At 65.9% G+C, this 26,635-nt stretch carries 28 protein-coding genes, 3 pseudogenes and 2 riboswitches; of the genes and pseudogenes, 28 read left to right on the forward strand and 3 right to left on the reverse strand.

Annotated features, from left to right (window positions below; all coding sequences use genetic code 11):
- Positions 1-86 precede the first annotated feature (86 nt).
- The 4 genes from cyoE to ispG all read left to right on the forward strand — a co-directional run bounded on the left by cyoE (position 87) and on the right by ispG (position 4,563).
- Positions 87-1,013, forward strand: a complete 927-nt coding sequence (cyoE, locus tag AACI_RS04590) for a heme o synthase (RefSeq protein ID WP_012810310.1) — start codon at positions 87-89, stop codon at positions 1,011-1,013.
- A 161-nt stretch (positions 1,014-1,174) separates the two neighbouring features.
- Positions 1,175-2,230, forward strand: coding sequence for a zinc-dependent alcohol dehydrogenase family protein (locus AACI_RS04595; protein WP_012810311.1), 1,056 nt, complete (start codon positions 1,175-1,177; stop codon positions 2,228-2,230).
- A gap of 33 nt (positions 2,231-2,263) precedes the next feature.
- A complete protein-coding gene (locus AACI_RS04600) occupies positions 2,264-3,397 on the forward strand; it encodes a zinc-dependent alcohol dehydrogenase family protein (RefSeq protein WP_012810312.1) in 1,134 nt (377 codons plus the stop codon).
- An 80-nt stretch (positions 3,398-3,477) separates the two neighbouring features.
- Complete coding sequence (ispG, locus tag AACI_RS04605; protein ID WP_012810313.1) at positions 3,478-4,563, forward strand: flavodoxin-dependent (E)-4-hydroxy-3-methylbut-2-enyl-diphosphate synthase; 1,086 nt, start codon at positions 3,478-3,480, stop codon at positions 4,561-4,563.
- Between the two features lie 70 nt (positions 4,564-4,633).
- Here ispG and AACI_RS04610 read toward each other — a convergent pair whose 3' ends face one another.
- Positions 4,634-4,867, reverse strand: coding sequence for a LysM peptidoglycan-binding domain-containing protein (locus AACI_RS04610; RefSeq protein WP_245530707.1), 234 nt, complete (start codon positions 4,865-4,867; stop codon positions 4,634-4,636).
- Positions 4,868-5,042: 175 nt separating this feature from the next.
- Here AACI_RS04610 and AACI_RS04615 point away from each other — a divergent pair, with 175 nt between their 5' ends.
- The 10 genes from AACI_RS04615 (at position 5,043) to AACI_RS04660 (ending at position 12,936) form a co-directional block, all read left to right on the forward strand.
- Positions 5,043-6,155: an ATP phosphoribosyltransferase regulatory subunit gene (locus AACI_RS04615; RefSeq protein WP_012810315.1), complete on the forward strand. Its 1,113-nt coding sequence runs from the start codon at positions 5,043-5,045 to the stop codon at positions 6,153-6,155.
- Positions 6,149-6,790, forward strand: a complete 642-nt coding sequence (hisG, locus tag AACI_RS04620; protein ID WP_012810316.1) for an ATP phosphoribosyltransferase — start codon at positions 6,149-6,151, stop codon at positions 6,788-6,790. The genes AACI_RS04615 and hisG overlap by 7 nt, the downstream gene beginning before the upstream one ends.
- The gene (gene hisD / locus AACI_RS04625) at positions 6,780-8,060 is read left to right on the forward strand and encodes a histidinol dehydrogenase (RefSeq protein WP_012810317.1); all 1,281 of its coding nucleotides are present in this window, start codon (positions 6,780-6,782) and stop codon (positions 8,058-8,060) included. The genes hisG and hisD overlap by 11 nt, the downstream gene beginning before the upstream one ends.
- Complete coding sequence (gene hisB, locus AACI_RS04630; protein ID WP_012810318.1) at positions 8,057-8,662, forward strand: imidazoleglycerol-phosphate dehydratase HisB; 606 nt, start codon at positions 8,057-8,059, stop codon at positions 8,660-8,662. The genes hisD and hisB overlap by 4 nt, the downstream gene beginning before the upstream one ends.
- Positions 8,659-9,321, forward strand: coding sequence for an imidazole glycerol phosphate synthase subunit HisH (gene hisH / locus AACI_RS04635; protein WP_012810319.1), 663 nt, complete (start codon positions 8,659-8,661; stop codon positions 9,319-9,321). The genes hisB and hisH overlap by 4 nt, the downstream gene beginning before the upstream one ends.
- Entirely contained in the window at positions 9,318-10,076 is a 759-nt protein-coding gene (locus tag AACI_RS04640) for a 1-(5-phosphoribosyl)-5-[(5-phosphoribosylamino)methylideneamino]imidazole-4-carboxamide isomerase (RefSeq protein ID WP_012810320.1), read from the forward strand. The genes hisH and AACI_RS04640 overlap by 4 nt, the downstream gene beginning before the upstream one ends.
- Positions 10,070-10,840, forward strand: coding sequence for an imidazole glycerol phosphate synthase subunit HisF (gene hisF / locus AACI_RS04645; protein ID WP_012810321.1), 771 nt, complete (start codon positions 10,070-10,072; stop codon positions 10,838-10,840). Before AACI_RS04640 ends, hisF begins: the two co-directional genes overlap by 7 nt.
- Positions 10,828-11,607, forward strand: coding sequence for a phosphoribosyl-AMP cyclohydrolase (gene hisI / locus AACI_RS04650; protein ID WP_041707332.1), 780 nt, complete (start codon positions 10,828-10,830; stop codon positions 11,605-11,607). The genes hisF and hisI overlap by 13 nt, the downstream gene beginning before the upstream one ends.
- Before the next feature lie 93 nt (positions 11,608-11,700).
- Complete coding sequence (locus tag AACI_RS04655) at positions 11,701-11,940, forward strand: hypothetical protein (protein ID WP_012810323.1); 240 nt, start codon at positions 11,701-11,703, stop codon at positions 11,938-11,940.
- 78 nt (positions 11,941-12,018) lie between these two features.
- The gene (locus AACI_RS04660) at positions 12,019-12,936 is read left to right on the forward strand and encodes a DMT family transporter (RefSeq protein WP_012810324.1); all 918 of its coding nucleotides are present in this window, start codon (positions 12,019-12,021) and stop codon (positions 12,934-12,936) included.
- 40 nt (positions 12,937-12,976) lie between these two features.
- Here the strand turns inward: AACI_RS04660 and AACI_RS04665 are convergent, their stop codons facing one another.
- Entirely contained in the window at positions 12,977-14,008 is a 1,032-nt protein-coding gene (locus AACI_RS04665) for a zinc-binding alcohol dehydrogenase family protein (RefSeq protein ID WP_041707333.1), read from the reverse strand.
- A gap of 170 nt (positions 14,009-14,178) precedes the next feature.
- Here AACI_RS04665 and AACI_RS04670 point away from each other — a divergent pair, with 170 nt between their 5' ends.
- The 6 genes from AACI_RS04670 to ribH all read left to right on the forward strand — a co-directional run bounded on the left by AACI_RS04670 (position 14,179) and on the right by ribH (position 19,315).
- A complete protein-coding gene (locus AACI_RS04670; protein ID WP_012810326.1) occupies positions 14,179-15,345 on the forward strand; it encodes an APC family permease in 1,167 nt (388 codons plus the stop codon).
- Positions 15,346-15,366: 21 nt separating this feature from the next.
- Complete coding sequence (locus AACI_RS16890; protein ID WP_012810327.1) at positions 15,367-15,561, forward strand: hypothetical protein; 195 nt, start codon at positions 15,367-15,369, stop codon at positions 15,559-15,561.
- A gap of 16 nt (positions 15,562-15,577) precedes the next feature.
- Positions 15,578-15,724, forward strand: a riboswitch (FMN riboswitch).
- Between the two features lie 107 nt (positions 15,725-15,831).
- On the forward strand, positions 15,832-16,947 hold the full coding sequence (gene ribD / locus AACI_RS04675) for a bifunctional diaminohydroxyphosphoribosylaminopyrimidine deaminase/5-amino-6-(5-phosphoribosylamino)uracil reductase RibD (protein WP_012810328.1): 1,116 nt from the start codon (positions 15,832-15,834) through the stop codon (positions 16,945-16,947).
- A 2-nt stretch (positions 16,948-16,949) separates the two neighbouring features.
- Positions 16,950-17,603 carry a riboflavin synthase gene (locus AACI_RS04680; protein WP_012810329.1) on the forward strand — a complete coding sequence of 218 codons (654 nt, stop codon included), beginning with the start codon at positions 16,950-16,952 and terminating at the stop codon, positions 17,601-17,603.
- A 15-nt stretch (positions 17,604-17,618) separates the two neighbouring features.
- Entirely contained in the window at positions 17,619-18,809 is a 1,191-nt protein-coding gene (locus tag AACI_RS04685) for a bifunctional 3,4-dihydroxy-2-butanone-4-phosphate synthase/GTP cyclohydrolase II (protein ID WP_012810330.1), read from the forward strand.
- A 38-nt stretch (positions 18,810-18,847) separates the two neighbouring features.
- Positions 18,848-19,315, forward strand: a complete 468-nt coding sequence (ribH, locus tag AACI_RS04690) for a 6,7-dimethyl-8-ribityllumazine synthase (RefSeq protein ID WP_012810331.1) — start codon at positions 18,848-18,850, stop codon at positions 19,313-19,315.
- A gap of 160 nt (positions 19,316-19,475) precedes the next feature.
- On the opposite strand, the gene AACI_RS17230 is transcribed toward ribH, so the two are convergent.
- Complete coding sequence (locus AACI_RS17230; protein ID WP_012810332.1) at positions 19,476-19,838, reverse strand: cold-shock protein; 363 nt, start codon at positions 19,836-19,838, stop codon at positions 19,476-19,478.
- Positions 19,839-20,244: 406 nt separating this feature from the next.
- Between AACI_RS17230 and AACI_RS04700 the strand changes: the two genes are divergently transcribed.
- The 8 genes and pseudogenes from AACI_RS04700 to tkt all read left to right on the forward strand — a co-directional run bounded on the left by AACI_RS04700 (position 20,245) and on the right by tkt (position 26,624).
- Entirely contained in the window at positions 20,245-20,514 is a 270-nt protein-coding gene (locus tag AACI_RS04700; RefSeq protein WP_012810333.1) for a type II toxin-antitoxin system Phd/YefM family antitoxin, read from the forward strand.
- Positions 20,511-20,954 carry a putative toxin-antitoxin system toxin component, PIN family gene (locus tag AACI_RS17235; RefSeq protein ID WP_012810334.1) on the forward strand — a complete coding sequence of 148 codons (444 nt, stop codon included), beginning with the start codon at positions 20,511-20,513 and terminating at the stop codon, positions 20,952-20,954. The genes AACI_RS04700 and AACI_RS17235 overlap by 4 nt, the downstream gene beginning before the upstream one ends.
- 175 nt (positions 20,955-21,129) lie before the next feature.
- Complete coding sequence (locus AACI_RS04710) at positions 21,130-21,360, forward strand: hypothetical protein (protein ID WP_012810335.1); 231 nt, start codon at positions 21,130-21,132, stop codon at positions 21,358-21,360.
- Positions 21,361-21,421: 61 nt separating this feature from the next.
- Positions 21,422-21,522: riboswitch (TPP riboswitch) on the forward strand.
- 94 nt (positions 21,523-21,616) lie between these two features.
- Positions 21,617-22,186, forward strand: a complete 570-nt coding sequence (locus AACI_RS04715; RefSeq protein ID WP_012810336.1) for an ECF transporter S component — start codon at positions 21,617-21,619, stop codon at positions 22,184-22,186.
- A pseudogene (locus AACI_RS17355) lies at positions 22,183-22,695 on the forward strand (ABC transporter ATP-binding protein); the annotation flags it as partial. The gene AACI_RS04715 and the pseudogene AACI_RS17355, both read left to right, overlap by 4 nt.
- Before the next feature lie 312 nt (positions 22,696-23,007).
- A pseudogene (locus tag AACI_RS17360) lies at positions 23,008-23,403 on the forward strand (ABC transporter ATP-binding protein); the annotation flags it as partial.
- 345 nt (positions 23,404-23,748) lie between these two features.
- A pseudogene (locus AACI_RS17365) lies at positions 23,749-24,477 on the forward strand (energy-coupling factor transporter transmembrane component T family protein); the annotation flags it as partial.
- Positions 24,478-24,626: 149 nt separating this feature from the next.
- The gene (gene tkt / locus AACI_RS04725) at positions 24,627-26,624 is read left to right on the forward strand and encodes a transketolase (protein WP_012810338.1); all 1,998 of its coding nucleotides are present in this window, start codon (positions 24,627-24,629) and stop codon (positions 26,622-26,624) included.
- Positions 26,625-26,635: the final 11 nt, after the last annotated feature.

The raw sequence follows: 26,635 nt of genomic DNA on the forward strand, positions 1-26,635 counted from the left end.
TTTGCAAACATAGTGGACGGAAATGAAGGTCAGCGTGCGGCGATCATCGACTCTCGTGGCCTCATGGCGAAGGATGTGATGAACCGTTGCAAGCAAACGGCATTGTGTATCAGGAGCCCCCGAAGGGCGTTGAATCCGCGCGGGCCACGCTTCGCGATTACCTCTCCATTATGAAATGGGGCATCACGGTCGCCAACCTCATGGCGACGTTCGCCGGACTGTGGGTGGCGTCCGGCGGCCATCCGCCGCTCAACATCATGCTGTTGACGCTCATCGGCACGATGTTCGTGGTGGCAGGAGGCGCGGCGCTCAACAACTTTTACGATCGCGACATTGATCAGCGCATGCCTCGGACGAAGATGCGCGCCGTTGCGCGAGGGAAGGTTTCCCCCGGTGCGGCGCTTGGCATCGGGCTTGCCATGAGCGCCATTGGCCTCGCGGTGTTGCTCGTGGGCGTGAATTGGCAGTCCGCGGTCTGCGCGTTTGTGGGTCTGTTCGTGTATTCCTACCTGTACACCGTCTGGTTCAAGCGGCACACGACCTTGAACACCGTGCTCGGCGGCGTGTCCGGCGCCATGCCGCCGCTCATTGGATGGGTGGCCGGGAGCGGCGGGACGCTGTCTCTCGCGGCGTGGTGTCTGTTTTTCACCTTCTTTTTGTGGCAGCCGCCGCATTTCCTGCCGCTCGCGATGAAAAAGACGGAGGATTACCGAGCGGCCGGCGTGCCGATGCTCCCGGTGGTCCGTGGATTTCGCGAGACGAAGCGGCAGATTGTTTTCTACACGGCCGCCATGGTGCCTGTCTCTTTGATGCTCACTGTGCTCGGCGCCGAGGGCTGGCTGTACTTCGTCGTCATGGGCGCGCTCGGGCTGTGGTTTTTGTACCTCGCGGTGAAGGGGTTGTTCATTCCTCCGGAGAAGGACATGGAGTGGGCCAACCAGGTCTTCCGCTTTTCGCTCATCTACCTCACGGCGCTCTGCATCGTGTCGGTGCTTTCGGTCTCCATCCTGTGATGAAAGAAGCCCCTGCGGCGGCTGGCATCCCGCCGCAGGGGCTTTCGCGTTCCTATGATCCTATTGACATCGTGGCGAGAGTCCGCTTTCCTAAGAGTGTAAACGAATTCGTGAACCGTACGCGCGTTCTCGTATTTCATCCATGAAAGGATGTTGCACCTGTGAAAGCTGCGCGCCTGCACGCATTCCACACGCCCTTTGCCATCGAGACCGTCCCAGATCCCGAACCTGGCCCGGAGGACGCCATCGTCCGCGTGCGTGCGGCCGGCGTGTGCCGGAGCGATCTTCACATCTGGCAGGGGGAGCTCGCTTGGGTCGGGATTCGGCCGCAGTTGCCCATCACCCTGGGCCACGAATTCGGCGGCGAGGTGGTGGCGGTGGGGCGCAATGTCCGCCGCTTTGTGGCGGGCGATCGCGTCACCGTCCCGTTCCACAACGGCTGCGGCCGATGCCCGCAGTGCCAGTCGGGCAGGTCGAATCTTTGCGACGAGTTCGGATTCTACGGCGCCACGTATGACGGGTGCTTCGCCGAATACGTGCGTGTCCCCAACGCCGACTTCAACCTCATCCATTTGCCCGACGAGGTCGATTTCGTCACGGCGGCCGCCATGGGGTGCCGCTACATGACGGGCTTTCATGCTGTGATGCGGGGGCGCGTCCAGCCCGGTGAATGGGTGGCCGTGCACGGCGCGGGCGGCGTCGGGCTGTCCGCGATTCAGGCGGCCCACGCCATCGGCGCTCAGGTGATTGCCGTGGACATCGACGACGACAAGCTGGAGAAGGCGCGGACCGAAGGCGCCGCGGTGACCATCAACAGCCGGCGCGAGGAACGCGTGTTCAAGGCCATCAAGCAGGTCACGCGCGGAGGCGCGCACGTGAGCATCGACGCGCTCGGGCTCGCCGAGACGGTGTTCAACTCGGTGCGGTGCCTGCGCAAAGGCGGGCGCCATGTACAGGTCGGCCTCACCTCCTCGTCCGAGCAGGGCATGGTGGCGCTGCCGGTCGACATCATGACCACGGGCGAGATCGAGTTCATCGGAAGCTTTGGCAACCCGCACGTCGCCTTCGACGGCTTGTTGCGGTTGGTCGCCGCAGGGAGGCTCCGGCCCAAGGCGCTCGTGGAGCGCGAGGTGAGCCTCGCCGAGTTGAACGACGTGTTCCATCGCATGCTGCGCTTCGAGACGAAGGGGTTCAACGTGATCACGGCGTTCGCGTGAAGCGGCGCAACGTCACTCGAGGGGGAGTCGACTGTGCAGACGCGAGCCGCTGTCCTCATGGAGATGGGGGCGAGGCCGCCTTATGCATCCACAAGGCCGCTTCGCCTGGAGACGCTGGAACTGGAACCGCCAGGGCCGGGCGAGGTCCTCATCCGGGTGCGCGCCGCCGGCCTGTGTCATTCGGATCTGTCCGTCATTGAGGGCGCCCGCCCGCGGCCGATGCCGATGGCCCTTGGCCACGAGGCGGCTGGCGAGGTGGTGGAGCTCGGCGAAGGAGTGACGGACCTCGCGCCGGGCGATCACGTCGTCTGCGCCTTTGTGCCAAGCTGCGGGCACTGCGCCCCCTGTCAAGAGGGCCGGCCAGCGCTCTGCGAGCCGGGCGCCGAGGCCAACGGCCGCGGCACGCTGCTCTCCGGCGCGCGCAGGCTGCGCCTTGGCGGACAGCCCGTCCATCACCACCTCGGCGTGTCGGCCTTCAGCGACTACGCCGTCGTCTCGCGCCGCTCGCTGGTGAGAATCGATCCGTCCCTCCCGTTCGAGCACGCGGCGCTGTTTGGCTGCGCGGTCATGACGGGCGTCGGCGCGATCGTCAACACGGCGCGCGTCCCTGTAGGCGCCTCGGTCGGCATCGTCGGCCTCGGCGGGGTGGGACTCGCCGCGCTGCTCGGCGCGGTGGCTTCGTCCGCCCGGCACATCGCGGCCATCGACGTGAACCCCGAGAAACTGGCGTTCGCGCGCGAACTCGGCGCAACGCACACGTACGACGCGCGCGATCCCGGCGTGATTGACAAGGTGCGCGCGGATTCGGCGGGCGGCTTGGAGTACGTGTTCGAGACGGCGGGCTCCGTCGCGGCCATGAAGACGGCGTTCATGGTGACGCGGCGCGGCGGCACGACCGTGACCACAGGGCTGCCGGATCCTCGGCACGAGTGGAGCGTGCCCCAGGTGCTGCTTGCGGCCGAGGAGCGCACCATTCGGGGCTCGTACGTCGGAAGCTGCATCCCGTCCCGCGACATCCCGCGCTTCATTTCCTTGTTTCAGCAAGGGAAGCTCCCTGTCGACCGGCTCGTGTCGGACGTGATCGATCTCGACCACATCAACGAGGGCTTCGACCGCCTGGCTGCGGGTGAGGCGGTGCGCATCGTGGTGCGAATGAGTGGTGCCTAAACCGCGTATTGGTTGAAGGACGGGCCCTCCTTCGGTAAGATCCGTCTTGGGACCTCATCACGTAGCGGGGAGACGAGAGTATGTATCGTCGCTGGGAGACGAAGCCGGTTCGCGTCGGCGACGTCGTGATCGGCGGGAGCAATCAGGTCATTGTGCAGAGCATGACGACGACCAAGACGGCGGACGTCAAGGCGACGGTGGAGCAGATTCACCGTCTGGAGGACGCGGGCTGCCAGGTCGTGCGGGTGACGGTCAACAACCGCGAAGCTGCTGAGGCTATCAAGGAAATCAAGCGGCAGATCCATATTCCGCTTGTCGCAGATATTCACTTCGACCACCGGCTCGCGCTCGAGGCCATCAAGAACGGCGTGGACAAGGTGCGCATCAACCCGGGCAACATCGGCAAGCGCGAGAAGGTCGAGGAAGTCGTCAAGGCGTGCAAGGAGCGCGGAATTCCCATTCGCATCGGGGTGAACGCGGGATCGCTCGAGAAACACATCCTCGAGAAGTACGGCTACCCGACGGCGGAGGGCATGCTCGAGAGCGCGGAACATCACGTGAAAATCCTGGAGGACCTGGATTTTGATGATATCGTCATCTCGATGAAGGCCTCCGACGTGCCGCTCGCGATTGAGGCGTATCGCCTGGCCGCGGAGCGGTTCCGATATCCGCTCCACCTCGGGATCACGGAGTCAGGAACCTTGTTTGGCGGTACCATCAAGAGCGCGGCGGGCCTCGGGACGCTTCTGCACATGGGCATTGGGAACACCATTCGCGTATCGCTCTCGGCGGATCCGGTCGAGGAAGTGAAGGTGGCGCGTGAGCTGTTGAAGGTGTTCCACATCGTGTCAGATGCGGTGACCATCGTGTCGTGTCCGACGTGCGGACGGATCGACATCGATCTCATCAGCATCGTGAACGAGCTCGAGGATTACGTGCAGAATATCCGCGCGCCCATCAAGGTGTCGGTGCTGGGGTGCGCCGTGAATGGCCCTGGCGAGGCGCGCGAGGCGGACATCGGCATCGCGGGCGCGCGCGGCGAAGGGCTGCTGTTCCGCAAGGGGCAGGTCGTGCGGAAAATTCCGGAGCAGGATCTCCTCACCGAGCTGAAAAAGGAAATCGATACGATGGCGAAGCGTTACGCGGAGACGGGTTCCATTTGGTGAACGCGGACGCGCGTCCGCCTGTCGGCGAGAACGGCAGGCGGGCGCGCTTTTTTTGCGCCTGGGCGCTCGTTCAGTACCAGCTCTTGTGATGCGCGTGCATGTCGTGGTGCATGCCGTGGTGATATGCGCTCGACTTGACGTCCTCGTAGTGCTTGCTCGGGATCTTCAACACCTGGCCGGGATAGATCATGTTGGGGTTCTTGATGCCGTTCGCCCGGACGATGGCCGACACGGTGGTGTCGTACTTGACGGCGATGTTTCCGAGCGTGTCACCGGGTTGGACGATGTACTTAACCACTGTCATCCCTCCTCTGTACGTGGTTCGTTCCACCGTATGCGGATGTGCCGGGACTTGCCGCGGATGCATGCCTAGATTCCCCTGTTGCAATGCGGGCTCGTGTCCGATATGCTTGCTTTAGCATATTAGCGAAGTAAAGAGCGCCGAATCGGCGCGGAGAAGGCGTGGAGGCTGGAGACACATGAATGGCACGAGAAGCGCGTGGGGCGCTCGGGCCTGGGAGGCGGTCCGCGGGTTCGCGGATCGGCCCCCGGGGATGCAGGACGGGTATCCGGATTTCGCCAAGCGCCGCAGGGCGGTCGAGACCCGCCTGCTCTCGTTTGTCGAGGACGCGGGGTACGAGCCTGTCACGAGCGGGCTGTTTGAATACGTGGACACGCTTCTGCGGGCGAGATCGCCCGAGTCGAGCCGCGACTGGATCCGGCTCTTCGATGGCGGCGGCGACGCCGTGGCGCTTCGCCCGGAGATGACCCCGTCCATCGCCCGTATGGCGGCGCCGCGCGTGGCTGCGGGGCGGACGCCGATTCGCTGGTGTTACTGCGAGCGGGTGTATCGACGCACGGACGATCCGGCCTCGCTCTCTTGGGCGAGCGGGAAAGCTGCGGAGTCGACGCAGGTCGGGATCGAGCGCATCGGCGAAGAGGCGAGCGTCGACGTGGACATGGACGTGCTGCGGCTCTTGCACGAGGCGAGCGCGGCGGCGGGCGTGAGGCATCACCGCATCGTGGTGAGCCACGCGCGCCTGGTGCCGCGCCTCCTGGACGCGCTGGGCATATCCGCTTCGCTCTCGCGCGCGTTCCTCGCGTGCCTGACGAGCGGAAACTACGTCCAGTTTCGCGAGCTTTGGCAGCTGCACGCCGCGAAGGACGTGGATCTGCTCGCGAATCTGCTCACATGGTCGCCCGCCGAGCGCGACGCCGCGAAGCGCAGCCGAGAGGCGTCGGATCGCGAGCTCGAGGCGCTGCTCCGAGACGCCGTCGATCCGCGCGCGGCCGCGGACGTGAGGGACGCGTGGCGGTATCTCTGCCGCCTCGCCGAGGCGCTTCACGACTCGGGCCTCGCCTCGGACGTGGTCACGTTCGATCTCGCCCTCCACCGCGAGCTCGACTACTACACGGGCCTCGTGTTCGAGATGTTTGCGCCGGGCGTCGGCGCGCCCATCGCGCAGGGCGGGCGGTATGACGAACTCCTGGCCCAGTTCGGGGCCGGCGCGCCCGCCGTCGGATTTGCGTTCGAGGTCGAACGCGTGATGGCCGTGCTCGAGGCGCAGGAGGAGGGGGAAGGCGAATGTTGACCGTGGCGATGGCCAAGGGGCGCACGCTGGACGACGTGGTGCCGCTCTGGGAAGAGGCCGGCATCCCGTATCCGCGCGACTGGGACGAGAGCCGCGCGCTCGTGTTCGAGATCCCTTGGCGAGACTGGACCCTGCGGTACCTCCTCGCCAAGCCGGCCGACGTGCCCACGTACGTCGCCTACGGTGTGGCCGATCTCGGCATTGTCGGCAACGACATCCTGCTCGAACAGGAGCGGGAGATGTACGAGCTGCTCGATCTCGGCGTCGCGCGCTGCAAGCTCTGCGTCGCCGGGCGCGAAGAGGAGCGCCGCCACGCGCCGCGCCGCGTGGCGACCAAATACCCGAAGCTCGCCGACCGGTACTTTCGCAGCCAGGGGCACCAGGTGGAGATTGTGCCGCTCGCGGGGTCCATCGAGCTCGCCAGCGTGATTGGCCTGACGGATCGCATCTTCGATCTCGTCCAGACCGGCGAGACGCTCCGGGCCAACGGGCTCGTGGTGTTCGACGAGGTGCTCGACATCTCCGCGAGGCTCGTGGCCAACCGATCCAGCTACCGGATGAAGCACCGAGAAATCTCGGCCTGCCTGGAGCGCCTGGAGGCGGCCGTCGCGAGGAGGAACGCGTATGCGCCTTGATCGGGTCGACGTGATCGAACAAGCTTCGTTCAACTGGCGGCGAACGACCGGCCGCGACGCGGACGTGTGGGAGAAAGTGGAGCGTATCGTCGAAGAAGTGCGCGTGGGAGGCGACGACGCGCTGAGGCGGCTGACGAGGGCCTTGGACGGCGTGGACGCGCCCCTGCGCGTGCCGCCGGAGGCGATGGAGGCCGCGTTTCGCGCGCTGCGCGCCGAGGTGCGGGAGGCGCTCGCCCGCGCGGCGGAGCGCATTCGCCGCTTTCACGAGGCGCAGCTGCCGAACGATATCGTCATCCGCGGTGAGGACGGCGAGACGCTCGAGATGCTGTGGCGCCCGCTCCATCGCGTCGGCGTGTACGCGCCAGGCGGCCGAGCGGCCTACCCATCGACCGTGCTGATGGACGTCATCCCCGCGCAGGTGGCGGGCGTCCGCTCCATCGCGCTGGTGTCGCCGCCGGGGCCGGACGGCCTGCCTCACCCGGCGGTCCTGGCCGCGGCGCACCTCGTCGGGGTCGAGGAGATGTACGCGGTCGGCGGAGCCCAGGCGGTGGCGGCGCTCGCGTATGGCACCGAGACCATCGCCAGAGTGGACAAGATCGTCGGGCCGGGGAACGTGTACGTGGCGACGGCGAAGCGGATGGTGATGGGCGACGTCGGGATCGACAGCATCGCCGGGCCGACCGAGGTGGTGGTGGTGGCGGACGAGACGGCGAATCCGGCGTATGTGGCGGCCGATCTGCTCGCCCAGGCGGAGCACGATGTGGAGGCGGGGGCCGTGTGCCTGAGCCCGTCTCGCGAGTTGCTCGAGAACGTGCACGCCGAAATCGTGCGACAGTTGGCGGCGTTGCCGCGGAGGGACATCGCGCGCGAGGCGCTGGAGCGCCACGGGGCGCTCGTCCACGTGAAAAGTCTCGACGACGCGGTCGTTCTCGTCAACGACATGGCGCCGGAGCACGTGGAGGTGGTGACGGAGAACCCGCGGCGCGTGCTAAACGGCCTTCGCACCGCAGGAGCGGTGTTTCTCGGCCCATACACGCCGGAACCCGTGGGCGACTACTTCGCCGGGACCAATCACGTGCTGCCGACGCACGGCAGCGCGCGGTTCTCGAGCGGGCTCGGGACGCTCGATTTCATGCGGCGCATGACGGCCGCCACGTACACGGCGGAGACGATCGCCCGCCACGCGCCGTACATCGAAGCGCTGGCGGAGGCCGAATCGCTCACGGCGCACCGGGAAGCGGTGCGAATCCGCAGGGAGGAGTTGCGATGAGCTCGAACATGGAACGCCCCACCTTTTCCGCGGCCATCGAGCGCGAGACGGGCGAGACCTCGGTGCGCCTTTCGCTCAACCTGCGCGGGGAGGGCCACGCATTGATGGACTTCCCTGTCCCCTTTTTGCGCCACATGCTGCATCTGTTTACGGTGCACGGGTCTTTCGACCTCACCGTCTCGGCGACCGGCGACGTGGACGTCGATGACCACCACCTCGTGGAGGATATCGGGCTGTGTTTGGGTCGCGCCATCCGCGAGGCGCTCGGCAACAAGGCCGGCATCCGCCGCTACGGCGAGCGCCACGTGCCCATGGACGAGGCGCTCGCCCGGGCCGTGATCGACCTGTCCGGCCGGCCGGCGTTCGTCCTGCACGCCCGCTTCACGGACGCGCGCATCGGCACGTTTCCGACCGAACTGGTGCACGAGTTCTTCAAGTCGGTGGCGAACGAGGCCCGGATGGCGCTGCACCTCGCGGTCCTGTACGGCGAGAACAACCACCACATGGCGGAAGCCTTGTTCAAGGCGTTCGGCCAGGCGCTTCGCGAGGCGGTCGAGGTGACGGGAGACGGCGTGCGAAGCAGCAAGGGGGTGCTGGAATGATCATCGTGCTCGATCCCGGCATCGGCAACCTCCACAGCGTGCTCGGGGGACTCCACCGCGTGGGCACAGAGGGCCGCGTGGTGGCGACGCGCGACGAGTGGGAGGCCGCGATGGCGGAAGAAGGGCGCGTGCAGGGCGTCATCCTGCCCGGCGTGGGGGCGTTCGGCGACGCCATGAGCCAGATGCGCGTCCGCGGCTTGTGCGACGTGGTGCGAGACGCCGTGGCGCGGTCTGTCCCGCTCCTCGGGATCTGCCTCGGCATGCAGCTTTTGTTCACCAGTTCGGAAGAGCACGGCGTCTTTCGAGGGCTCGATCTCGTCCCTGGCCACGTCGTCCGCTTTCCAGAAGGGGCGAAGGTTCCGCACATGGGGTGGAACAGCCTCGAGCTGCGCGCGCCCCATCACCCGCTGCTCCGCGACGTGCGGGAGGGGGATTACGTGTACTTCGTTCACTCCTACTATGCCGTCGCCGAGCGAGGTGCGGACGTGATCGCGAGCACATCGTACGCGGGCGTGGACGTGCCCGCCGTGGTGGCGCGCGGCCGCGTGATGGGCACGCAGTTTCACCCTGAGAAGAGCGGTGCGGTGGGCGAGCGCATTCTCGCGAATTTTGTGCGCATTGCGGCGTATCCGGCGTTGCTCGAGGGGGTGAGCCGATGAGCGGGCCTGGGTTCACGGTCTATCCGGCCATCGATATCCTTGGCGGAGAGGTGGTTCGTCTTCGCCAGGGCGACTACCAGCAGGTCACGCGCTACGACGGCGATCCGGCCGGTGTCGCCGGACGCCTGTGCGACGCGGGTGCTCGCTTCTTGCATGTGGTCGATCTCGACGCCGCCCGCTCCGGCCAAAGCGACAACGAGCGGGCGGTGCGAGCCATTGTCGAGACGGCCGCCTCGTATGGCGCGGCGGTGCAGGTGGGTGGCGGCATTCGCACCAAAGACGCCATCGCCAGATGGCTGGAGGCGGGCGTGGCGCGCGTCGTCATCGGCACCGCAGTCCGACAGGTCGAGGTTGTGGCGGAGTGGGCGCAGGAGTTTGGCGGCCATCGGCTCGTCGCGGGGCTCGACGGCCGCAAGGGGCGCCTCGCGGTGTCCGGATGGCTGGAAGAGACCGAGTGGTCCATCTTCGATCTCGCCCGCGAGCTCGCCAAAGTTGGCCTCGTTCAGGCGCTCGTGACCGACGTCGAGCGGGACGGCACCGGCGAAGGCCCGAATCTGGATCTGGCGCTCGGCGTGCAGGAGACGGGGCTTTTTGCCATCGCCTCGGGGGGCATCGGTTCCATCGACGACGTCGTGGCGGTGCGCCGGGCGGGCCTCGCTGGGGCCGTGATCGGCAAGGCGCTGCACGATGGCCGCATCCATCTCGGCGAGCTGTTTCAACGCCTCGCGCAGGAAGAGGAGGGAGGCGCGTGCTGACCAAGCGCATCATTCCGTGTTTCGACGTGCTCGACGGCCGCGTGGTCAAGCACGTGAGCTTCTTGGAGAACCGAAGGGACGCGGGCGATCCGGTGGAGTTGGCGCAGGCGTACTGCCGCGAAGGCGCGGACGAGCTCGTGCTCCTCGACATCTCCGCGTCCAGCGAGGGGCGCCTCGCCATGCTGCGCGTGGTGGAGCAGGTAGCCGCGCGGGTCAATGTGCCGCTCACCGTGGGCGGCGGCGTGTCCACCGTCGAGGACGTGCGACGACTGCTCCTCTCCGGCGCGGACAAGGTATCGATGAACACCGGGGCATATCGGAATCACCGGCTCATCGAGGAGTCCGCGTGGCGGTTTGGCGAACAGTGCGTCGTCGTGGCCATCGACGCGCGGTGGAGCGAGCCCCTTGGCCGCTACGAGGTGATGCTTCAGGGCGGCAAGGTGGGCACCGGCACGGACGCAGTGGAGTGGGCCAAGCGCGCGGCGCAGCTCGGCGCGGGCGAGATTCTTTTGACCAGCTTTCGGCAGGATGGCACGAAGTCGGGCTACGATCTCGACCTCACCCGCCGCGTGGCGGATGCGGTCCGCGTGCCGATCATCGCGAGCGGTGGGGCCGGATCGATGGAACATTTCGCTCAGGTTTTGACGGAAGGCGGCGCGGACGCGGCGCTCGCGGCGAGTGTGTTTCACTTTGGGGAGATCGCCATTCCGGCGTTGAAGCAGTATCTCCGCGATAGGGGGGTGCCGGTGCGGTGGCCGCTGTGAAGGGAGACGTGGAGCTCGCGCGCGTCCGCTATGACGCGGCCACGGGCCTCGTGCCCGTGGTGGCCCAAGACGCCGAGACGGGTGACGTGTTGATGCTCGCCTACGCGGATCGCGAGGCGCTGAAGCGGACGCTTGCGACGGGCTACGCCTGGTATTACAGCCGATCCCGCCGGGCGTACTGGCGCAAGGGCGCGACATCGGGAAACGTGCAGCGCGTGGTGGAGGTGCGGCTGGACTGCGACGGAGACGCCGTGCTGTACAGGGTGGTGCCCGAGGGCCCGGCGTGCCACACGGGCGAGCAGGTGTGTTTTTATCGCCGCCTGGTGCCGGACGGGGTTTCGTCGGAGGCCGCGGACGAGAGCGGCCCGGATCCCCACGGCGCGGCCGGCGCGGGAGAAGGCGATGCGCCGGCGGCGAGCGATGCTGATGCGGCAAGCGATGTGTCGGTCGATGTGTCTGGGGGCGCGGCGTGGGATGAATCGGCGCTCGCGAGGTTGTGGGGCGTGATCGACAGCCGCTACCGCGAGCGGCCGGACGGGAGCTACACCACGTACCTTTTCACGCATGGCGCGGAGCGGATGGGCAAGAAGATTGGAGAAGAGGCGGTGGAGGTGGCGCTCGCGGGCGTGAAGGCCGAGCGGGACGCGGCGGCGAAGGCCGAGGTGGCGTCCGAATCCGCGGATCTGCTGTATCACCTGCTCGTCCTGTGGCGCCACGTGGGCGTCCAGCCGGCCGACGTGTGGCAGGTTCTCGAGAAGCGGGCGTAAGCCTCCATGGCTCGGCGCGCTGCCCGGAGTCCGCAAATTGGCGGGCGCACCATCTCGCCTTCATGCATTCGATACAGCATGGAGGTGGAAAAGATGGTGGTCATCCTACATCCGCTGGTCACGGGCAGCGCCGAGATCGTCGTGAACGCGGGGAGCAGCTCGGACGAAAACGTCGTCATTGCCGATTACCTCGGGATGACGGTCGGGGATGTGATTCGCAAGCTGGAGCGGCACGGCTATCGACTGACGTTTGTCACGGATCACTACCTCGTGCTCGAGCGGCGGGGGCCATCCCTGCCACGCGCGCGCAAGGGGCCCACGATGTTCCGGTAGGTGTGAGATTCGGAAGACTTGGGGGCTTGAGTTGAGCCGGTCGCTCGGCGTAGATTAGCTACGGAGGGGGCCGGCTCGTTGCGTATTCCGAAATGGGGATTGTTCTCACTGCTCATCTTCGCCAATCTGATTTGGTCCGCGAGCTTCACGGCGACGGGGCTTGCCGCCGAGAGTTTCTCGCCGCCGCTCATCGTGATGGCGCGCATGATCATTGGCGGACTGGTCCTCGTGCCCTTTGTAATGCGCGACGTGCGCCTCGGGGTCTGGACGTGGAAGAAGGTGCTTCGCATCTCCCTGCTCGGCCTTCTCGGCTTCACGCTCCCGGTGACCATGGAGACGGAGGGCATTCGCGCGTCGTCGCCGGCGCTCGGCGCGGTGTCGATTGCGCTCGAGCCACTTCTGACGCTCGTGGTCTCGGCCGTCGCGTTTCGGACGCCGCTTGGACCGCGCAGATGGTTCGCCATGATTTTGGCGGCGACAGGGGCGTGGGTGGTCGCGGGTTGCCCAAGGCCCGGGTTTGCGGGCTACCTTCTGGGCGATCTCCTCATGCTCGGCGCCGTCGCCTGTTACGCCATCTACAACGCCATTTCGGGGAGGCTGACGGCCGACGTCTCCGCGGCGAGCGCGACGTCCATCATGCTCTTGGCTGCAGGCATCGGCTGCCTACCGGTGTACGCGTGGACGGGGCACGCCTGGCCGCGTCACGTCACGCCGGCGAGCCTCTGGAGTCTCGTATTTCTCGCGTTTTTCGCGACGGCCGCGGCCTATTTGATATGGATTTTCGTCTTGCAGGATCACGACGTGGCGAGCGCGGCCATCACGCTGTATCTGCAGCCCGTGTTTGGCGTCCTGATTTCGATTGTCGTCACCGGGGAACGGCCGTCCGTACTGTTTTATGCCGGCGGCGCGATGATCCTCCTGGCGCTCTTCCTCGGACAGCACCGGGGGCAACCATCCATCTCATCCGCCGCAGCAGACCCGCCTTCCGCGCCGTGAAAGGGAGCGAGCGCAAAGCCGCTCGCTCCCTGTGCCTCCTTCAGAATCCCGAGAGCACAATTTTGCCGATGGTCCTGCCGGACTCGAGCTTCGCATGCGCCTTCCGCAGATTCTCGGCGTTGATGGGCGACAGGTGTTCCGTCATGGTGCTTTGAATCTCGCCTGCGTCGACGAGATCGGCCACTCGATTCAGGATGTCGCGCTGCCTGGCCATGTCCGCCGTCTGGTACCGCGGCCGCGTAAACATCAGTTCCCACGCGAACGTCACGCTCTTGCCAAACAGCAGTTCCAGATTGAGCAGGGTGCTCGTCTCCACGATGGAGCAGATTTTGCCCTGCGGCGCAATGACGTCCGCCATCTGCTCCCAGTGCTTGTCGGTGGCGTTGAGGCACAGGATGGCGTCAACGTCGTGGAAGCCGAGCGCTTCGAGCTGCGGCCGGAAGGGGCGCGTGTGATCGATGATGTGGTCCGCGCCGTGCTGCAAGGCCCATGCCTTGGTCTCCGGCCTGGACGCCGTGCCGATGACCGTGAACCCGGCGCGCTTGGCCAACTGGGTCGCGACGGAGCCCACGCCGCCAGCCGCGCCGATGATGAGCAGCGGCGTGCCGCGATTCGCACCCGGCTCGAGCGAGAAACCGAGCCGATCCTCCAGCGCTTCCCACGCCGTCAGGCTCGTGAGCGGCAGTGCGGCGGCTTCGGCAAAGCTGAGCGCCTTCGGCTTGCGGCCCACGATGCGTTCGTCCACCAGATGGTATTCCGCGTTCGTGCCTTGCCGCACGTTGCTGCCGGCGTAAAACACTTCGTCGCCCGGCTTGTACCACTGGCAGTCCGGCCCCGTTTCGACGACAATCCCGGCGGCATCAAAGCCGAGGATTTTCGGCGTGGACTCCACCCTGTCTTTCGGCGCGCGGATCTTCGTATCGACGGGATTGACGGACACGGCCTGGATCTGCACCAACAGATCTCGGCCTTGCGGACGGGGGCGCTCCACCTCCAGGTCCAGCAGGCTCTCCGGATCCGAGATGGGCAGGTATCGATACAGGCCCACCGCTTTCATCATTGCCACAGGCATCGCCTCCTCGTGTGCCCAGGATCAAACGCATGCCACTCACAAAGAGTTATACACTTCCCTTTCGTTCAACGCAAAATCCCGCAAGATCGTCCGGGGATTCGGTATACTCGAACTACGAATCCGGTGAAGAGCGTCGTGTGTTTGACCGCCGCTTCTGGGGAGGAGATGTCGTGCAGCGTTCGGAAGGTCAAGGATTTCGCCGTTCGCTCGGGCTGCACCAGGTGCTCGCCATCGCCGTGGCCGCCATTTCGCCCACCACGTCCGTGTTTCTCGTGTACAACACAGCCTTGTTTCAGGCGGGCACGGGCGTGTTCTGGGCCTTTCTCATCGGCGCCTGCATCGCGCTGTCCATGGCGTTTTGCTACGCGGAACTCGGGTCCGCGTATCCCGATGCGGGCGGCGCGTACCGCATCGTGCAGCGCGTGCTGGGCGAGCCGTTTGGCTTCATCGCCGTCTTTCTCTTTCTCGTGCTCGGCGTCGTGATCACCGCCAGCATCCTCGTGTCCGCCGCCTCGTACCTGCAGTCGCTCATCCCGGCGCTCCCTGTCAACTGGACGGCGGTCGCCATGATGGCCATCGTCACCTGGCTTTCGCTGGAGCAGATCGGCGCGACGAGCGCCGTGGCGACGGCGATGCTCGTGCTGGAGCTCGTGGTCATCCTCGCGTTCACGGCGCTGGCGTTTGCGCACGCGCAGCATCCGCTCGCGTACCTCGGGCACCTCACGTATCCCATCCGGGTCGATCACGCCCCGCAGACCGTCGGCTGGCAGGACCTCCTGGCCGCGGTGGTGCCGGCGCTGTTTGCGTTCAACGGCTACGACTGGCCCCTCTATTTCGCCGAAGAGACCGTCGAGACTCGGCGCGTCCTGCCCCGCGCCGTCCTCTTGGCTGCCATCATCAGCGTGGTGGTGGAGGTTCTCGCCGTAAGGGCAGCCACGCTCGCCGTGCCGCACGCGTCGTTCACCGCCATCCCGTCGTCCTACCTGCCGCTTGTGTCCATCGCGCAGTCGGCCGCGGGCCAGGCCGGAGCGACCGTATTGCTTGTCGGCGTCGTGATCGCCATGTTTGACACCGGGCTCACGGGCAATTTGGCCTACGCGCGCATCTATCTGGATGCCGCGCGTGACGGGAGTTGGCCGGGGCCGGTTAACCGATTCTTCGCGAGCATGAATCGGCGCGGCGTGCCGAAATGGGGATTTGTGCTGCTCGGCGCGGGCAACGCGATTTTGTGTTACTTCACGTCGCTGAACAACCTGATCACCTTCACCGGCGTGATCATCGTGACCATCTACCTGCTCGTGGCGGTGTCGGCCATCGTGCACCGCCTGCGCCGCTGATGGGCCGAAGCGCCGTTTCGCATGCCGCTCTGGCCGCTTCCGCCTCTCATCGCGCTCTGCGGCGTGGGGCTGTCGCTCGTCGAACAGGCGCCTGGCGATCTCATCCGGACGGCGGTCCTCGTCGCCATCGCGCTCGTGTACGCGCTCGCCTATCTGCAGCGGCGCCGGGACTTGCGATCCGGCCGCGAATCGTCCATGATGGAAGACAACAACTGAATCCGGAACACAACGCGCAATCCTTCGGGGCAGGGTGAGGCCAAACGGCCAATTCCCGATCGGTGGTGATCCGAGCGCACGACTCGGTCAGTCCACGAGCCGCAAGGCACGAACTGGTGAGATTCCAGTACCGACGGTATAGTCCGGATGAAAGAAGGATGGCGGCGCGTTGGCGCACGTCGTGCGCTTTCGCAGCTTGCCGAGACTCTTTTGCCCATTCGCCCCTGATTGCCAGGGGCTTTTTTCATGGGCGGAAATGGGGGATGGCCGATGACCGAAGACGAGCGGTACATGCGCATGGCGCTCGAGGTGGCGCGCCTGGGCGAAGGCCAGACCTCCCCAAACCCGATGGTCGGCGCCATCGTCGTGAACGGCGGACGGGTGGTGGGCCAAGGCGCGCACCTGATGGCGGGCACGCCGCACGCCGAGGTGCATGCGCTGCGCATGGCGGGGGATGCCGCGCAAGGCGCGACGCTCTACGTCACGCTCGAGCCGTGCAATCACCACGGCAGAACGCCGCCCTGCACGGACGCCATCCTCGCCACAGGCGTTCGGCGCGTGGTGGTGGCCGCGTTGGACGTGGATCCGCGCACGGCCGGGCTCGGCGTGAAGCGGCTGCAGGAGGCCGGGATCGAGGTGACGGTGGGCGTCCTCGAAGCGGAGGCGCGCGAACTGAACCGCCACTTCTTCCACCGCGTCACGACCGGACGCCCGTACGTGGTGTACAAGGTGGCCATGACCCTGAGCGGCCATGTGGCCGCATCGAGCGGGCACAGCCAGTACGTGACCGGCCTCGCGGCGCGCGAGGACGTGCATTGGCTGCGGCAGATCATCCCGGCCATCGGCGTCGGCGTCGGCACAGTCCTTACGGACGATCCCGAGTTGACCGCCCGCGATCTCGCCGCGGGAACAAGGCGAGATCGCCAGCCGCTTCGCGTCGTGTTCGACACGCGGCTTCGCACGCCGCCGACCGCGCGCCTGTTGGCGGCGCCCGGGCGCACGCTTCTTCTCACGTCGGAGCGCATGGCCTCCGCTCCGGCCGCGAGGCGCCTCGCTGAGCAGGGCGACGTGCGCATCGCGCCTGTGGCCGAGCGGGACGGCCACCTGGATCTGCACGCGGCGCTTTCGGCCATCGCGGCGGAGGGGGCCAACGCCCTTCTCGTGGAGGGGGGGCCCACGCTCGCGTCGGCGCTCCTAAAGAGCCGACTCATCGACGAGATACGCGTGTATCTGGCGCCCAAGCTCCTCGCGGGCGGGCTGCCCGCATTCGCGGGCGCGTTCACGCAGGGGATGGCGGAGGCCGTTGAACTTCACGGCGTGAGGAGCGACTGGGTGGGTGACGATCTCGTCGTCACCGGGCGAGTTCACTATCGTGAGGAGGTGTGAGCATGTTCACCGGACTTGTGGAAGGAACCGCGCGCCTCGCGGCGGTATCTCGCCACACCGGCGGGGCCACCTTTACGTTGGAGGCGCCATTTCTCATGGACGACCTGCGCGTCGGGGACAGCGTCGCTGTGAACGGAGTCTGCCTCACGGTGGAGACGGTGGGCGGCGGCTTGTTCACAGCCACGGCGGTCCCCGAGACGCTGCGACGCACCAACCTCGGGGGACTTCAGCCGGGCGGCCGCGCGCACGTCGAGCGCGCCATGCGCGCCGATGGGCGGTTTGGGGGCCATATCGTGACGGGGCACATCGACGGCATTGGCCACGTGGCGGACGTGTATCCGGACGGGGAGGCGCGCGTCCTCGTCATCCGCGTCGATCCAGCCCTCGCGCGCTACATGGTGGACAAGGGATCCGTGGCCGTCGACGGCGTCAGCCTCACCATCATGCGCGCGGAGAAAGACAGGTTCTCCGTGTCCATCATTCCGCACACCCAGGCGGTCACGCGGTTTGGCGAGATCCGCGCGGGTGAGACCGTCAACATCGAGTGCGACGTGATCGCCAAGTACGTCGAGCGGCTCTTGACGTACCGCGGCGACGCGGGCGCGTCGGGCGGCATCGACGCGGCGTTTTTGGCGCGGCACGGGTTTTTGCGATAAGAGGGGGCATGGAGCATGAACACCATCGAAGAGGCGCTTGAAGATTTGCGCCAGGGCCGCGTCGTGATCGTCGTGGACGATGAGGACCGCGAGAACGAGGGGGATTTCGTCGCGCTCGGCAGCCGCGCCACGCCGGACGTGGTGAATTTCATGATCACGCACGGCCGGGGGCTTTTGTGCGTACCCATCACCGAAGCGCGCGCCAAGCGGCTCGGCCTCGAGGCGATGTACGAGCGCAACACGGACAACTACGGCACCGCCTTCACGGTGTCGGTCGATCTCGCCACCACGCACACCGGCATCTCGGCGTTCGAGCGGGCCGAGACCATCGCGGCCATCGTGTCGGAGGAGACGGGCCCGGACGATTTCCGCAAGCCGGGCCACGTGTTTCCGCTCGTGGCTAAGCCCGGCGGCGTGCTCCGCCGTGCGGGCCACACCGAGGCGGCGGTCGATCTCGCCCGCCTCTGCGGGGAGCCTGAGGTCGGCGTCATCTGCGAGATTCTGAACGAGGACGGCACCATGGCGCGCCTGCCGCAGCTCGAGCAGGTGGCGGATCGATTCGGCCTGAAGCTCATCACCATCGCGGATCTCATTGCGTACCGCAAGCGAACCGAAAAGCTCGTGCGCCGGGCGGCCGAGGCCGAGCTGCCCACGGCGTATGGACACTTTCGGGCCGTGGTCTATGAGAGCGAGATTGACGACAAGGAGCACATCGCGCTCGTCATGGGCGATGTCTCCGACGGCGAGCCGACGCTCGTGCGCGTGCACTCCGAGTGCCTCACGGGCGACGCGTTCGGATCGTTGCGCTGCGACTGCGGGCCTCAGCTTCACGCCGCGCTGCGCCAGATTGCGCGCGAAGGAAAGGGCGTCTTGTTGTATCTGCGCCAGGAAGGGCGCGGCATTGGCCTCTTGAACAAGATTCGGGCGTATGCGCTGCAGGATCAGGGCCTGGACACGGTGGAGGCCAACCACCGGCTCGGCTTCGCCGACGATCTGCGCGACTACGGCATCGGGGCGCAGATTTTGCGCGATCTCGGCATCCGCAAGATGCGCCTTTTGACGAACAACGTGCGCAAGATCAAGGGCATCGCGGGGCACGGTCTCGAAGTCGTGGAGCGCGTGCCGCTCGAGGTGGATCGGAATCCGTACAACGAGGCGTATCTGCGCACGAAGCGGGACAAGCTGGGGCATCTGCTGAACCTGTGAGAAGAGCGGGATGCCCGTTTGAGAGAGGAGCATGACACGTGCGCGTGTATGAGGGGAACTTCATCGGACAGGATTTGCGCATTGGCATTGTGGCGTCTCGGTTCAACGAGTTTATCACGAGCAAACTGGTGGAGGGCGCCTTGGACGCGCTCAGGCGCCACGGCGTGCCCGAGGAACACGTGGAGCTCGCCTGGGCGCCCGGCGCGTACGAGATTCCGGTGGTGGCCCGGTGGATGGCCGAGTCCGGTCGCTACGACGCGGTGGTGGCGCTGGGCTGCGTGATCCGCGGCGCCACCGCGCACTTCGACTACGTCGCGGGCGAGGCGGCGAGGGGGATTGCGCAGGTCAGCCGCGACACGGGCGTTCCTGTGATGTTTGGCGTGTTGACCACGGATACCCTCGAGCAGGCCATTGAGCGCGCCGGCACCAAGGCCGGCAACAAAGGCGCGGAGGCCGCGCTCGGGGCCATCGAGATGGCGAATTTGCGGCGGGCGTTGCGCGCCTAGGGCGAGGGTGTCGGCCATCCGGGTGCGATGCGAGCCGCGCTTCCGCGAGGGCGCTCGGCGGCTTCGCGAGCGCCCTCTTCGCAAAGCGTTAAGCAGGTTCACTCGAGGGTTTGGGGAAGCCCCCGCTGGCGCGTCTGGAGGCTGCGCCATGGAGGCGCGATCACGTCGGCGTGCCCGGCCCGCGGCCGTCCAACCCCCGTGCGCGAGCAGCGAATCGCTGGGGATAGGGGCGAGGCGGCGGGCTTATGCCATCCTGAGCACGTCGCGATGGAGGTGGTGCTGGGCACAGAGCATCCTTCACCACGACGTTCCTCGCGCTTCGCCGCTGCTCCGCGGAATGAGGGTTTGTGACGAGATCGAATTCGACGAGTTGGCCCTTGCGCAAAAACCGGTATCCGCGGGGAAATCGGTCGGGATGGGGGAGAATGGCGCTGAAGTGCACCCAGACGTCTTCACCGTCCTCCGCGCGAATCCAGCCGAAGCCTTCCTCGTCCCGCCATTCTTTCACGATGCCTTCCACCATCGCTCATCGCTCCCCTCCAACGTTTCCCATGCGCCGCTAACTTGAGGCTAAACGAACCTGATGTTACCATTCATCATAAGATTCTGAACGCTGCGGCGCTCGAGGAACAGATTTCGAGGGCCCCGACCGGTTTTGGGGCGAGGGGATCACACTGGTACTCGAAGCTTGGGACGAGAGGCTGGCGGAGGAACATGACCGAAATGAGCGGGAACGTATCAGTGGGCTGCAGAACAGGTGGTGACTGTCCACGATGAGAAACCTGTCTATACACACGTTTGACCCCGAAACGCGCCTGCACTTATGTCCTTGCCCATCTTTCGGAGCGTTGTGCGTCGTACACCAATACACCGTGCCGAATGCAGCGTATAATAGAATGAGGTCACTTCTATGAATTGAGGTGACATCGATGGTTCGCGAAGTGTCCGCTATGGAGATGCGTAAGCGGTTCGGTGACCTGCTGAACGAGGTGCACGATCGGCATAACGCCATTGTCATTACAAAAGCGGGCAAGCCAGTTGGAGCTTTGGTAGACATCGAACGATTTGAAAAAATTCGCATGATGGAGGACGAATTTCGCCGAATGACCGACGAGCTCGCCCACGTCTACGCGGATGTTGACACAGCCGTTGCAGAAGATGAGATTCAAGAAGCTATCAAGGCGTCGAAGCAATCATGAGGGTGGTTCTGGACACGAACGTCTTGATCTCGGGACTCCTGCTCCCTAACCGTGTATCAGGGCGTATCGTGCAAGCGTGGCGGTCTGCCCAATATACGCTCGTGGTATCTGAGTCCATGCTGGACGAACTTGAACGAGTACTCAGTTACCCAAAGATCCAACGACGTCTGCAATGGTGCCCGGACGAAATACGCCGCTTCGTGTCGCTGTTTCGATACTATGCGGATGTCATCGCTGTGGACGAAGGCTCATGCGTAGAGCTCAGAGACAGCCTGCGTGACGGCATGGACGTGCATGTTCTTGCCACGTGCATCGCCGGCAAAGCGAATTGGCTCGTTTCGGGCGACGAAGCGTATTGGTCGTCCGTGACCGATACCCTGTGCGGAGCCCGGCTGAGTTTGTTACCATGCTGGGCCCTTGATATGTGTGCATCCCCTTAGCTTTCGCTCTTCTCCTTCGCTCGCTGCGCGTGCCGACGGTTTTGGGCACCGACAACTTGAAACGCACGGTCTGCCGCTAGCTTGACGCGAAACGAACCTGATGTTACCATTCATCGTAAGATTCTGAACGCTGCGGCGCAACTTCATTCCCGTGAGGCCGTAAGGGGGGAGCCACATGCGCTCGTGGTTCGCATTTCTGCGCACGCCCTGTCGCAAGCGCCTGTCCAAGCGGCAGCGGCTCGCCATCCTGGCCCTGACGATGTCCATCAATTCGATGTTTCTCGTGAACGGCCGATATCTTCACCTGGGATACGGGTTTTGGGGCGGCTTCGCCTTGGGCTTCTGGATCATGGCCAACGTGCTTCTCATTTTGAACGCTGCCATGCTCATCCGAGAGCGGTTCTGAGGGGTGTGGCTTGTGCCTTCCGCGCCGCGATGATACACTGAAGTCGAACAATTTCATCGTGAGAAGGGCCTAGGGGTGCCGGAAGGCTGAGAGGCGGACATCCGCCAACCCTGTGGACTCGATCTGGGTAATACCAGCGTGAGGAAGTGCCCGTCATCGTCCATGTGCGCCCTTTTCCCTGTGTGGTGAAAAGGGCGTTTTCGTTGTGGCGTGCGGCGCTCCCAGGGCCTGTTCCACGAAAGGGGAGCGGAATACGATGTCGAGGTGGAAGTTGCGCGAAGTCATCTTAATGGTCGTGTTGGCCATTGTCTGCGGAGGCATTTACCGCGTCTGGGACGTGCTGTACGCGCTCATTCCTGCGACCGCGTACGCGCTTCAGGGCGTAATGACGGGGCTCTGGATGATCGCCGGCGTGATGGTTCCGTACATCGTGCGGCGTCCGGGCGCGGCGCTCATCGCGGAGCTGGTGGCGGCCGCCGTCGAGCTTTTGCTCGGCGAACAGTGGGGGCTCGCCAACATGATCTCGGGCCTCATTCAGGGCATCGGTTCGGAAATCGCCTTCCTGATCTTCGGTTATCGCGTGTGGAACACGGGCACCTGCACGTTGTCCGGCGTGCTGGCGTCTGCGGCCTTCATGTTCCAATGGTACTTCCAATATGGTGGCGACAAGCTGCACCTCGGCACCCAGATCGCGTTTGTCCTCATCTCGCTTGTGAGCGGCGCGGTGCTCGGCGGCCTGTTGCCGAAGGCGCTCGCCGATGCGCTCGCTCGCACTGGCGCGCTGCGGAATTACGAGATCGCGAAGCGGTCGGTGAAGTCGGCATGACCACCGCGGCTGCAGGGGTCGAGCGGGCCGTGGCCCTTGAGGTGCGCAACCTGACCGTGACGTACGAGGAGGCGGCAGAGCCCACGCTCGCGGGCGTGTCGTTCTCCCTCTCGAAGGGCGAATGCCTGCTTCTCATCGGCCCGAGCGGCTGCGGCAAGAGCACACTCGCCATGGCCATCGCGGGCATCCTGCCGCGCTCCATCGATGCGAGGGTGGAGGGCGAAATTCGGCTGGCGCCCGAGCTCGAGGCGCCAGGCAAGATCGGCTACGTGTTTCAGGATCCGGAACTCCAGTTCTGCATGCACCGGGTGGACGACGAGATCGCGTTCGGCCTCGAGAACCTGCGGGTTTCGCGCGACGCGATGCCGCCCCGCATGCGGAGCGCCTTGGCGGTCGTGGGACTCGATGTGGGGCTCGACGCGCGCCACAGCGTCTTTTCGGGCGGCATGAAGCAAAAGCTCGCCGTCGCATCCGCGCTCGCCATGGACGCCGATCTCGTCATCCTCGACGAGCCGACCGCGAATCTGGATCCCGACTCGCGGCGCCACGTCCACGACGTCATCCGCCGCTTGAAGGAGGCGGGGAAGACGGTGATGGTCATCGAGCATCGGTACGAGCCGCTCCTCGATGTGGCGGACGCGGTGGTGGAGCTTGCGCCGGGCGGCCGCGTGAGGGCCATGTATCGACCGGAGGAGGCGCCGCGGCGGGGTCGGAGGCAAAGGCGCCGCGCGGCGACGGTGCGCGCGGACGAAGCGCCTGTGCTCGAAGCGCGCGACCTCGCCCTCCGCTATGGCGAGCGCGACGTGTGGCGGGACGTCCACCTGGCGGTCCGGCCCGGCGAGTGGCTCGCGGTCCTTGGACCGAACGGCGCCGGCAAGTCGTCGCTGCTTGAGGTGCTCGCGGGGCTCAGGCGGCCCACCGCGGGCGAGGTGCGCTACCGCGGCGAGCTGATTCACCGGATGTCGGCGAAGGCCCGCTACGGCCGCATCGCCTACGCGTTTCAGAACCCGGAGTATCAGTTTCTGTACGAGCGCGTGGCGGACGAGATAGCCGGGCGGGTGCTCGGGGATGAGGTGCCGGACGAGGTGGAGCGGGAGCTTCAGGCGTTTGGGCTTGCGGGCTGCGCCCATCAGTCGCCGTTTGGCATCAGCCAGGGGCAGAAGCGGCGCCTCGCCATGGCCGTCATGATGCGCCAAGGCGCGGACGTCTGGCTCGTCGACGAGCCGACCTACGGCCAGGACGAGGCGTCGGAGCGGATGATCCTCGACAGGCTCGATGCGCTTTGCGAGGCGGGCAAGGCCGTGATCGCCGTGACGCACGACCTGGATCTCGTCGCGGCTCACGCGGACCGGGTGATGGTGCTGGCGGACGGGGGCGTGTTGTACGACGGACCTCCGGAGGCGTTGTTGCGAAATCGAGAGCTGTTGCGGCGCGCGCGCCTGGATGAGACGGCGCCCGTGGAGGGAAGTCTCGTGCAAGACGTCTGGGGTGCGCCCGAGCGCGAGGCGGCCGCCCCGCCTGTGGAGGCGCCATCGTCCGGGCGCCGGGCGAGATCTCCCCTGCGGCGCTGGCACCCCGACGTCAAAGCCGTCGCGCTTTTGTGCGTCGCAGCGGTCGCGCTTTGCGCGCGCACGTTTGCCGAGGAGGGGTGGATCTGGACGCTCGTCGGCGCGCTGGCCTTCGGGTTGGGCTGGCTGTCGCCGTGGAAGCTCGTCAAGCGCTTGTCGCCCCTTTTGCTCATTTACGCGGTGTACCTGTGGGCGTTTGCGGCCAATGCAGCGGCGCCTCCGGGTACGCGTGTGGTGCACTGGCTTTGGTTTGACCTGAGTGGGTACGGGTTCAGGCAGGGGCTGCTCGTCGTGCTGCGGACCTTCGCGACGGTGGTGCTCGCGTACGTGCTCGTCGCCACGACGGACGGCACCGACTTCATGGTCGGCCTGTCGCAGTCGTTTCACCTGCCGCCCAAGCTGTCGTACGGCGCCATGGCCGGCACAGGTTTTCTCGGCCGCTTCAAGCACGATCTCGACGTCTTCCGCATGGCGCGCCGCGTGCGCGGGCGGGAAGGCTGGTGGCTTCTGCGCCCGGTCCGATACGCTCTTCCACTTCTCGCGCAATCCATTCGGGTGAGCGAGCGGCTCGCCATCGCCATGGAGGCGCGGGGATTCTTCGGACCGCCGGCGGAGCGATGGGACGCGAGGACGTACTGGCGCCGGATCCGGCTTCGGGCGGCGGACGTCATCGCGGCAGGGGTTCTTGTCGCCGCCGCGGTCGCGTGCCTGTGGGCGCCTTGAGGCCCGGAAACCGCCGGGCCTCGGCGATGAGGAACTTGTCCGGATGACTTGGTGAAGGCGGTGGCCGCGAGGCCACATTTCCCACGGGCAAGGGCGGAATTTGTGGTATCATAGGAACGTCGGCTGAAAACATGGAGTGGGAGTGGGACATGATGCCCTTCACAGAGGTCGATCAACTGGCAGTCAACACGATTCGCACGCTGTCGATTGACGCCGTCGAGCGGGCGAATTCCGGCCATCCGGGCCTGCCGATGGGCGCCGCGCCGATGGCTTATGTGCTGTGGACGAGGTTCTTGAAGCACAATCCCGCGAATCCGAAGTGGGTGGACCGCGATCGGTTCGTGCTGTCCGCGGGTCACGGGTCGATGTTGCTCTACTCGCTGCTTCACCTGTCCGGCTACGACGTCACGCTGGATGATCTCAAACAGTTCCGCCAGTGGGGCTCCAAGACGCCGGGTCATCCGGAGTACGGGCACACGCCGGGCGTCGAGGCGACCACAGGGCCGTTGGGGCAGGGCATCGCGATGGCGGTCGGCATGGCGATGGCGGAGCGGTTCCTGGCGGCGAAGTTCAACCGCGACGGGCACAACGTGATCGATCACTATACATACGTCCTGTGCGGCGACGGGGATCTGATGGAGGGGATCAGCGCGGAGGCGAGCTCGCTCGCGGGGCACCTGAAGCTGAACCGCCTCATCGTGCTCTACGACTCTAACAGCATCTCCCTCGACGGCCCCACCGATTGGGCGTTCACCGAGGACGTGAAGAAGCGGTACGAGGCGTACGGGTGGAACGTGCTGCGCGTCGAGGACGGCAACAACCTCGAGGAGATTGAGGCCGCCATCGCCAAGGCGAGATCGTTCACGAATGCGCCGACGCTCATTGAGGTGCGGACCATCATCGGGTACGGCGCACCGAAGAAGCAGGGGACGGCCAGCGCGCACGGCAGCCCGCTCGGCAAGGAAGAAGCGCAGGCCGCCAAGGCCGCGTACGGCTGGCATTACGAAGAGGAGTTCTACGTGCCGGACGAGGTGCGCAAGCTGTTCGCCGAGGTGAAGGAAAAGGGCGCGAAGGCGGAGGCGGCGTGGAACGACGCCTTCCAGGCGTACGCCAAGGCGCATGCCGATCTCGCCCGAACCTTCGAGCAGGCGTTCGCGGGCAAGGTCGACGTGGACTTCGACAAGGTGCTGCCGGAGTTCAACGAGGCCATCGCCACGCGCGAGGCGTTCGGCAAGGTCGTCAACGCCATTGCGCCGCACATTCCGACGTTGCTCGGCGGATCGGCCGACTTGTCCAAGTCGAACAACACGATGATCAAGGACGAGGATCACTTCAAGGCGCCGGATTACGCGGGCAAGAACGTGTTTTACGGCGTGCGCGAGCACGCGATGGGCGCAATGATGAACGGCATCTGTCTGCACGGCGGCGTGTTCCCCTACGCGGGCACGTTCCTCGTGTTCGTCGACTATCTGCGCCCGGCGGTTCGCCTCGCGGCCCTCATGCAGCAGCCGTCGCTCTTCGTCCTCACGCACGACTCCATCGCCGTGGGCGAGGACGGACCGACGCACGAGCCCATCGAACAGCTGCCGTCGCTTCGCGCCATCCCCGGGCTGCGCGTGTTCCGCCCCGCGGACGGCACCGAGACGGCGCTCGCGGTGAAATACGCGCTGACGCACCGCGACAAGCCGGTGGCCCTCGCGCTCACCCGCCAGAAGGTGCCGACGCTCGCGGAAGTGAAGGCGCACAAGGGTGACTTCGATCGCGGGGGCTACATCGTCTTCCAGCACGAGGACGGCTCGGACCTGGCACTTTTGGCCTCCGGCTCCGAGGTTCAGCTCGTGCTCGAGGCGGGCAAGCGGCTCGCGCATGTGGGCGTGAAGGTCCGTGTCCTCTCGTTCCCGTCCATCGACGTGTTCTTGGAGCAGGACGCATCCTATCGCGAGTCCGTCCTGCCGAGCGCGCTGCGCAAGCGCCTTGCGGTGGAGATGGCGCATCCGATGAGCTGGTACCAGTTCGTCGGCCTGGACGGCAAGGTGCTCGGCATCGACCGCTTCGGCGCCTCGGCGCCTGGCGATGTCGTCGTGCGCGAGTACGGCTTCACCGTCGATCACGTCTACGAGTTGGCCAAAGAGCTCATTGGGCGGTGATCTCCGCCCTC

It is taken from the genome of Alicyclobacillus acidocaldarius subsp. acidocaldarius DSM 446, from assembly GCF_000024285.1.
Lineage (GTDB): Bacteria > Bacillota > Bacilli > Alicyclobacillales > Alicyclobacillaceae > Alicyclobacillus > Alicyclobacillus acidocaldarius.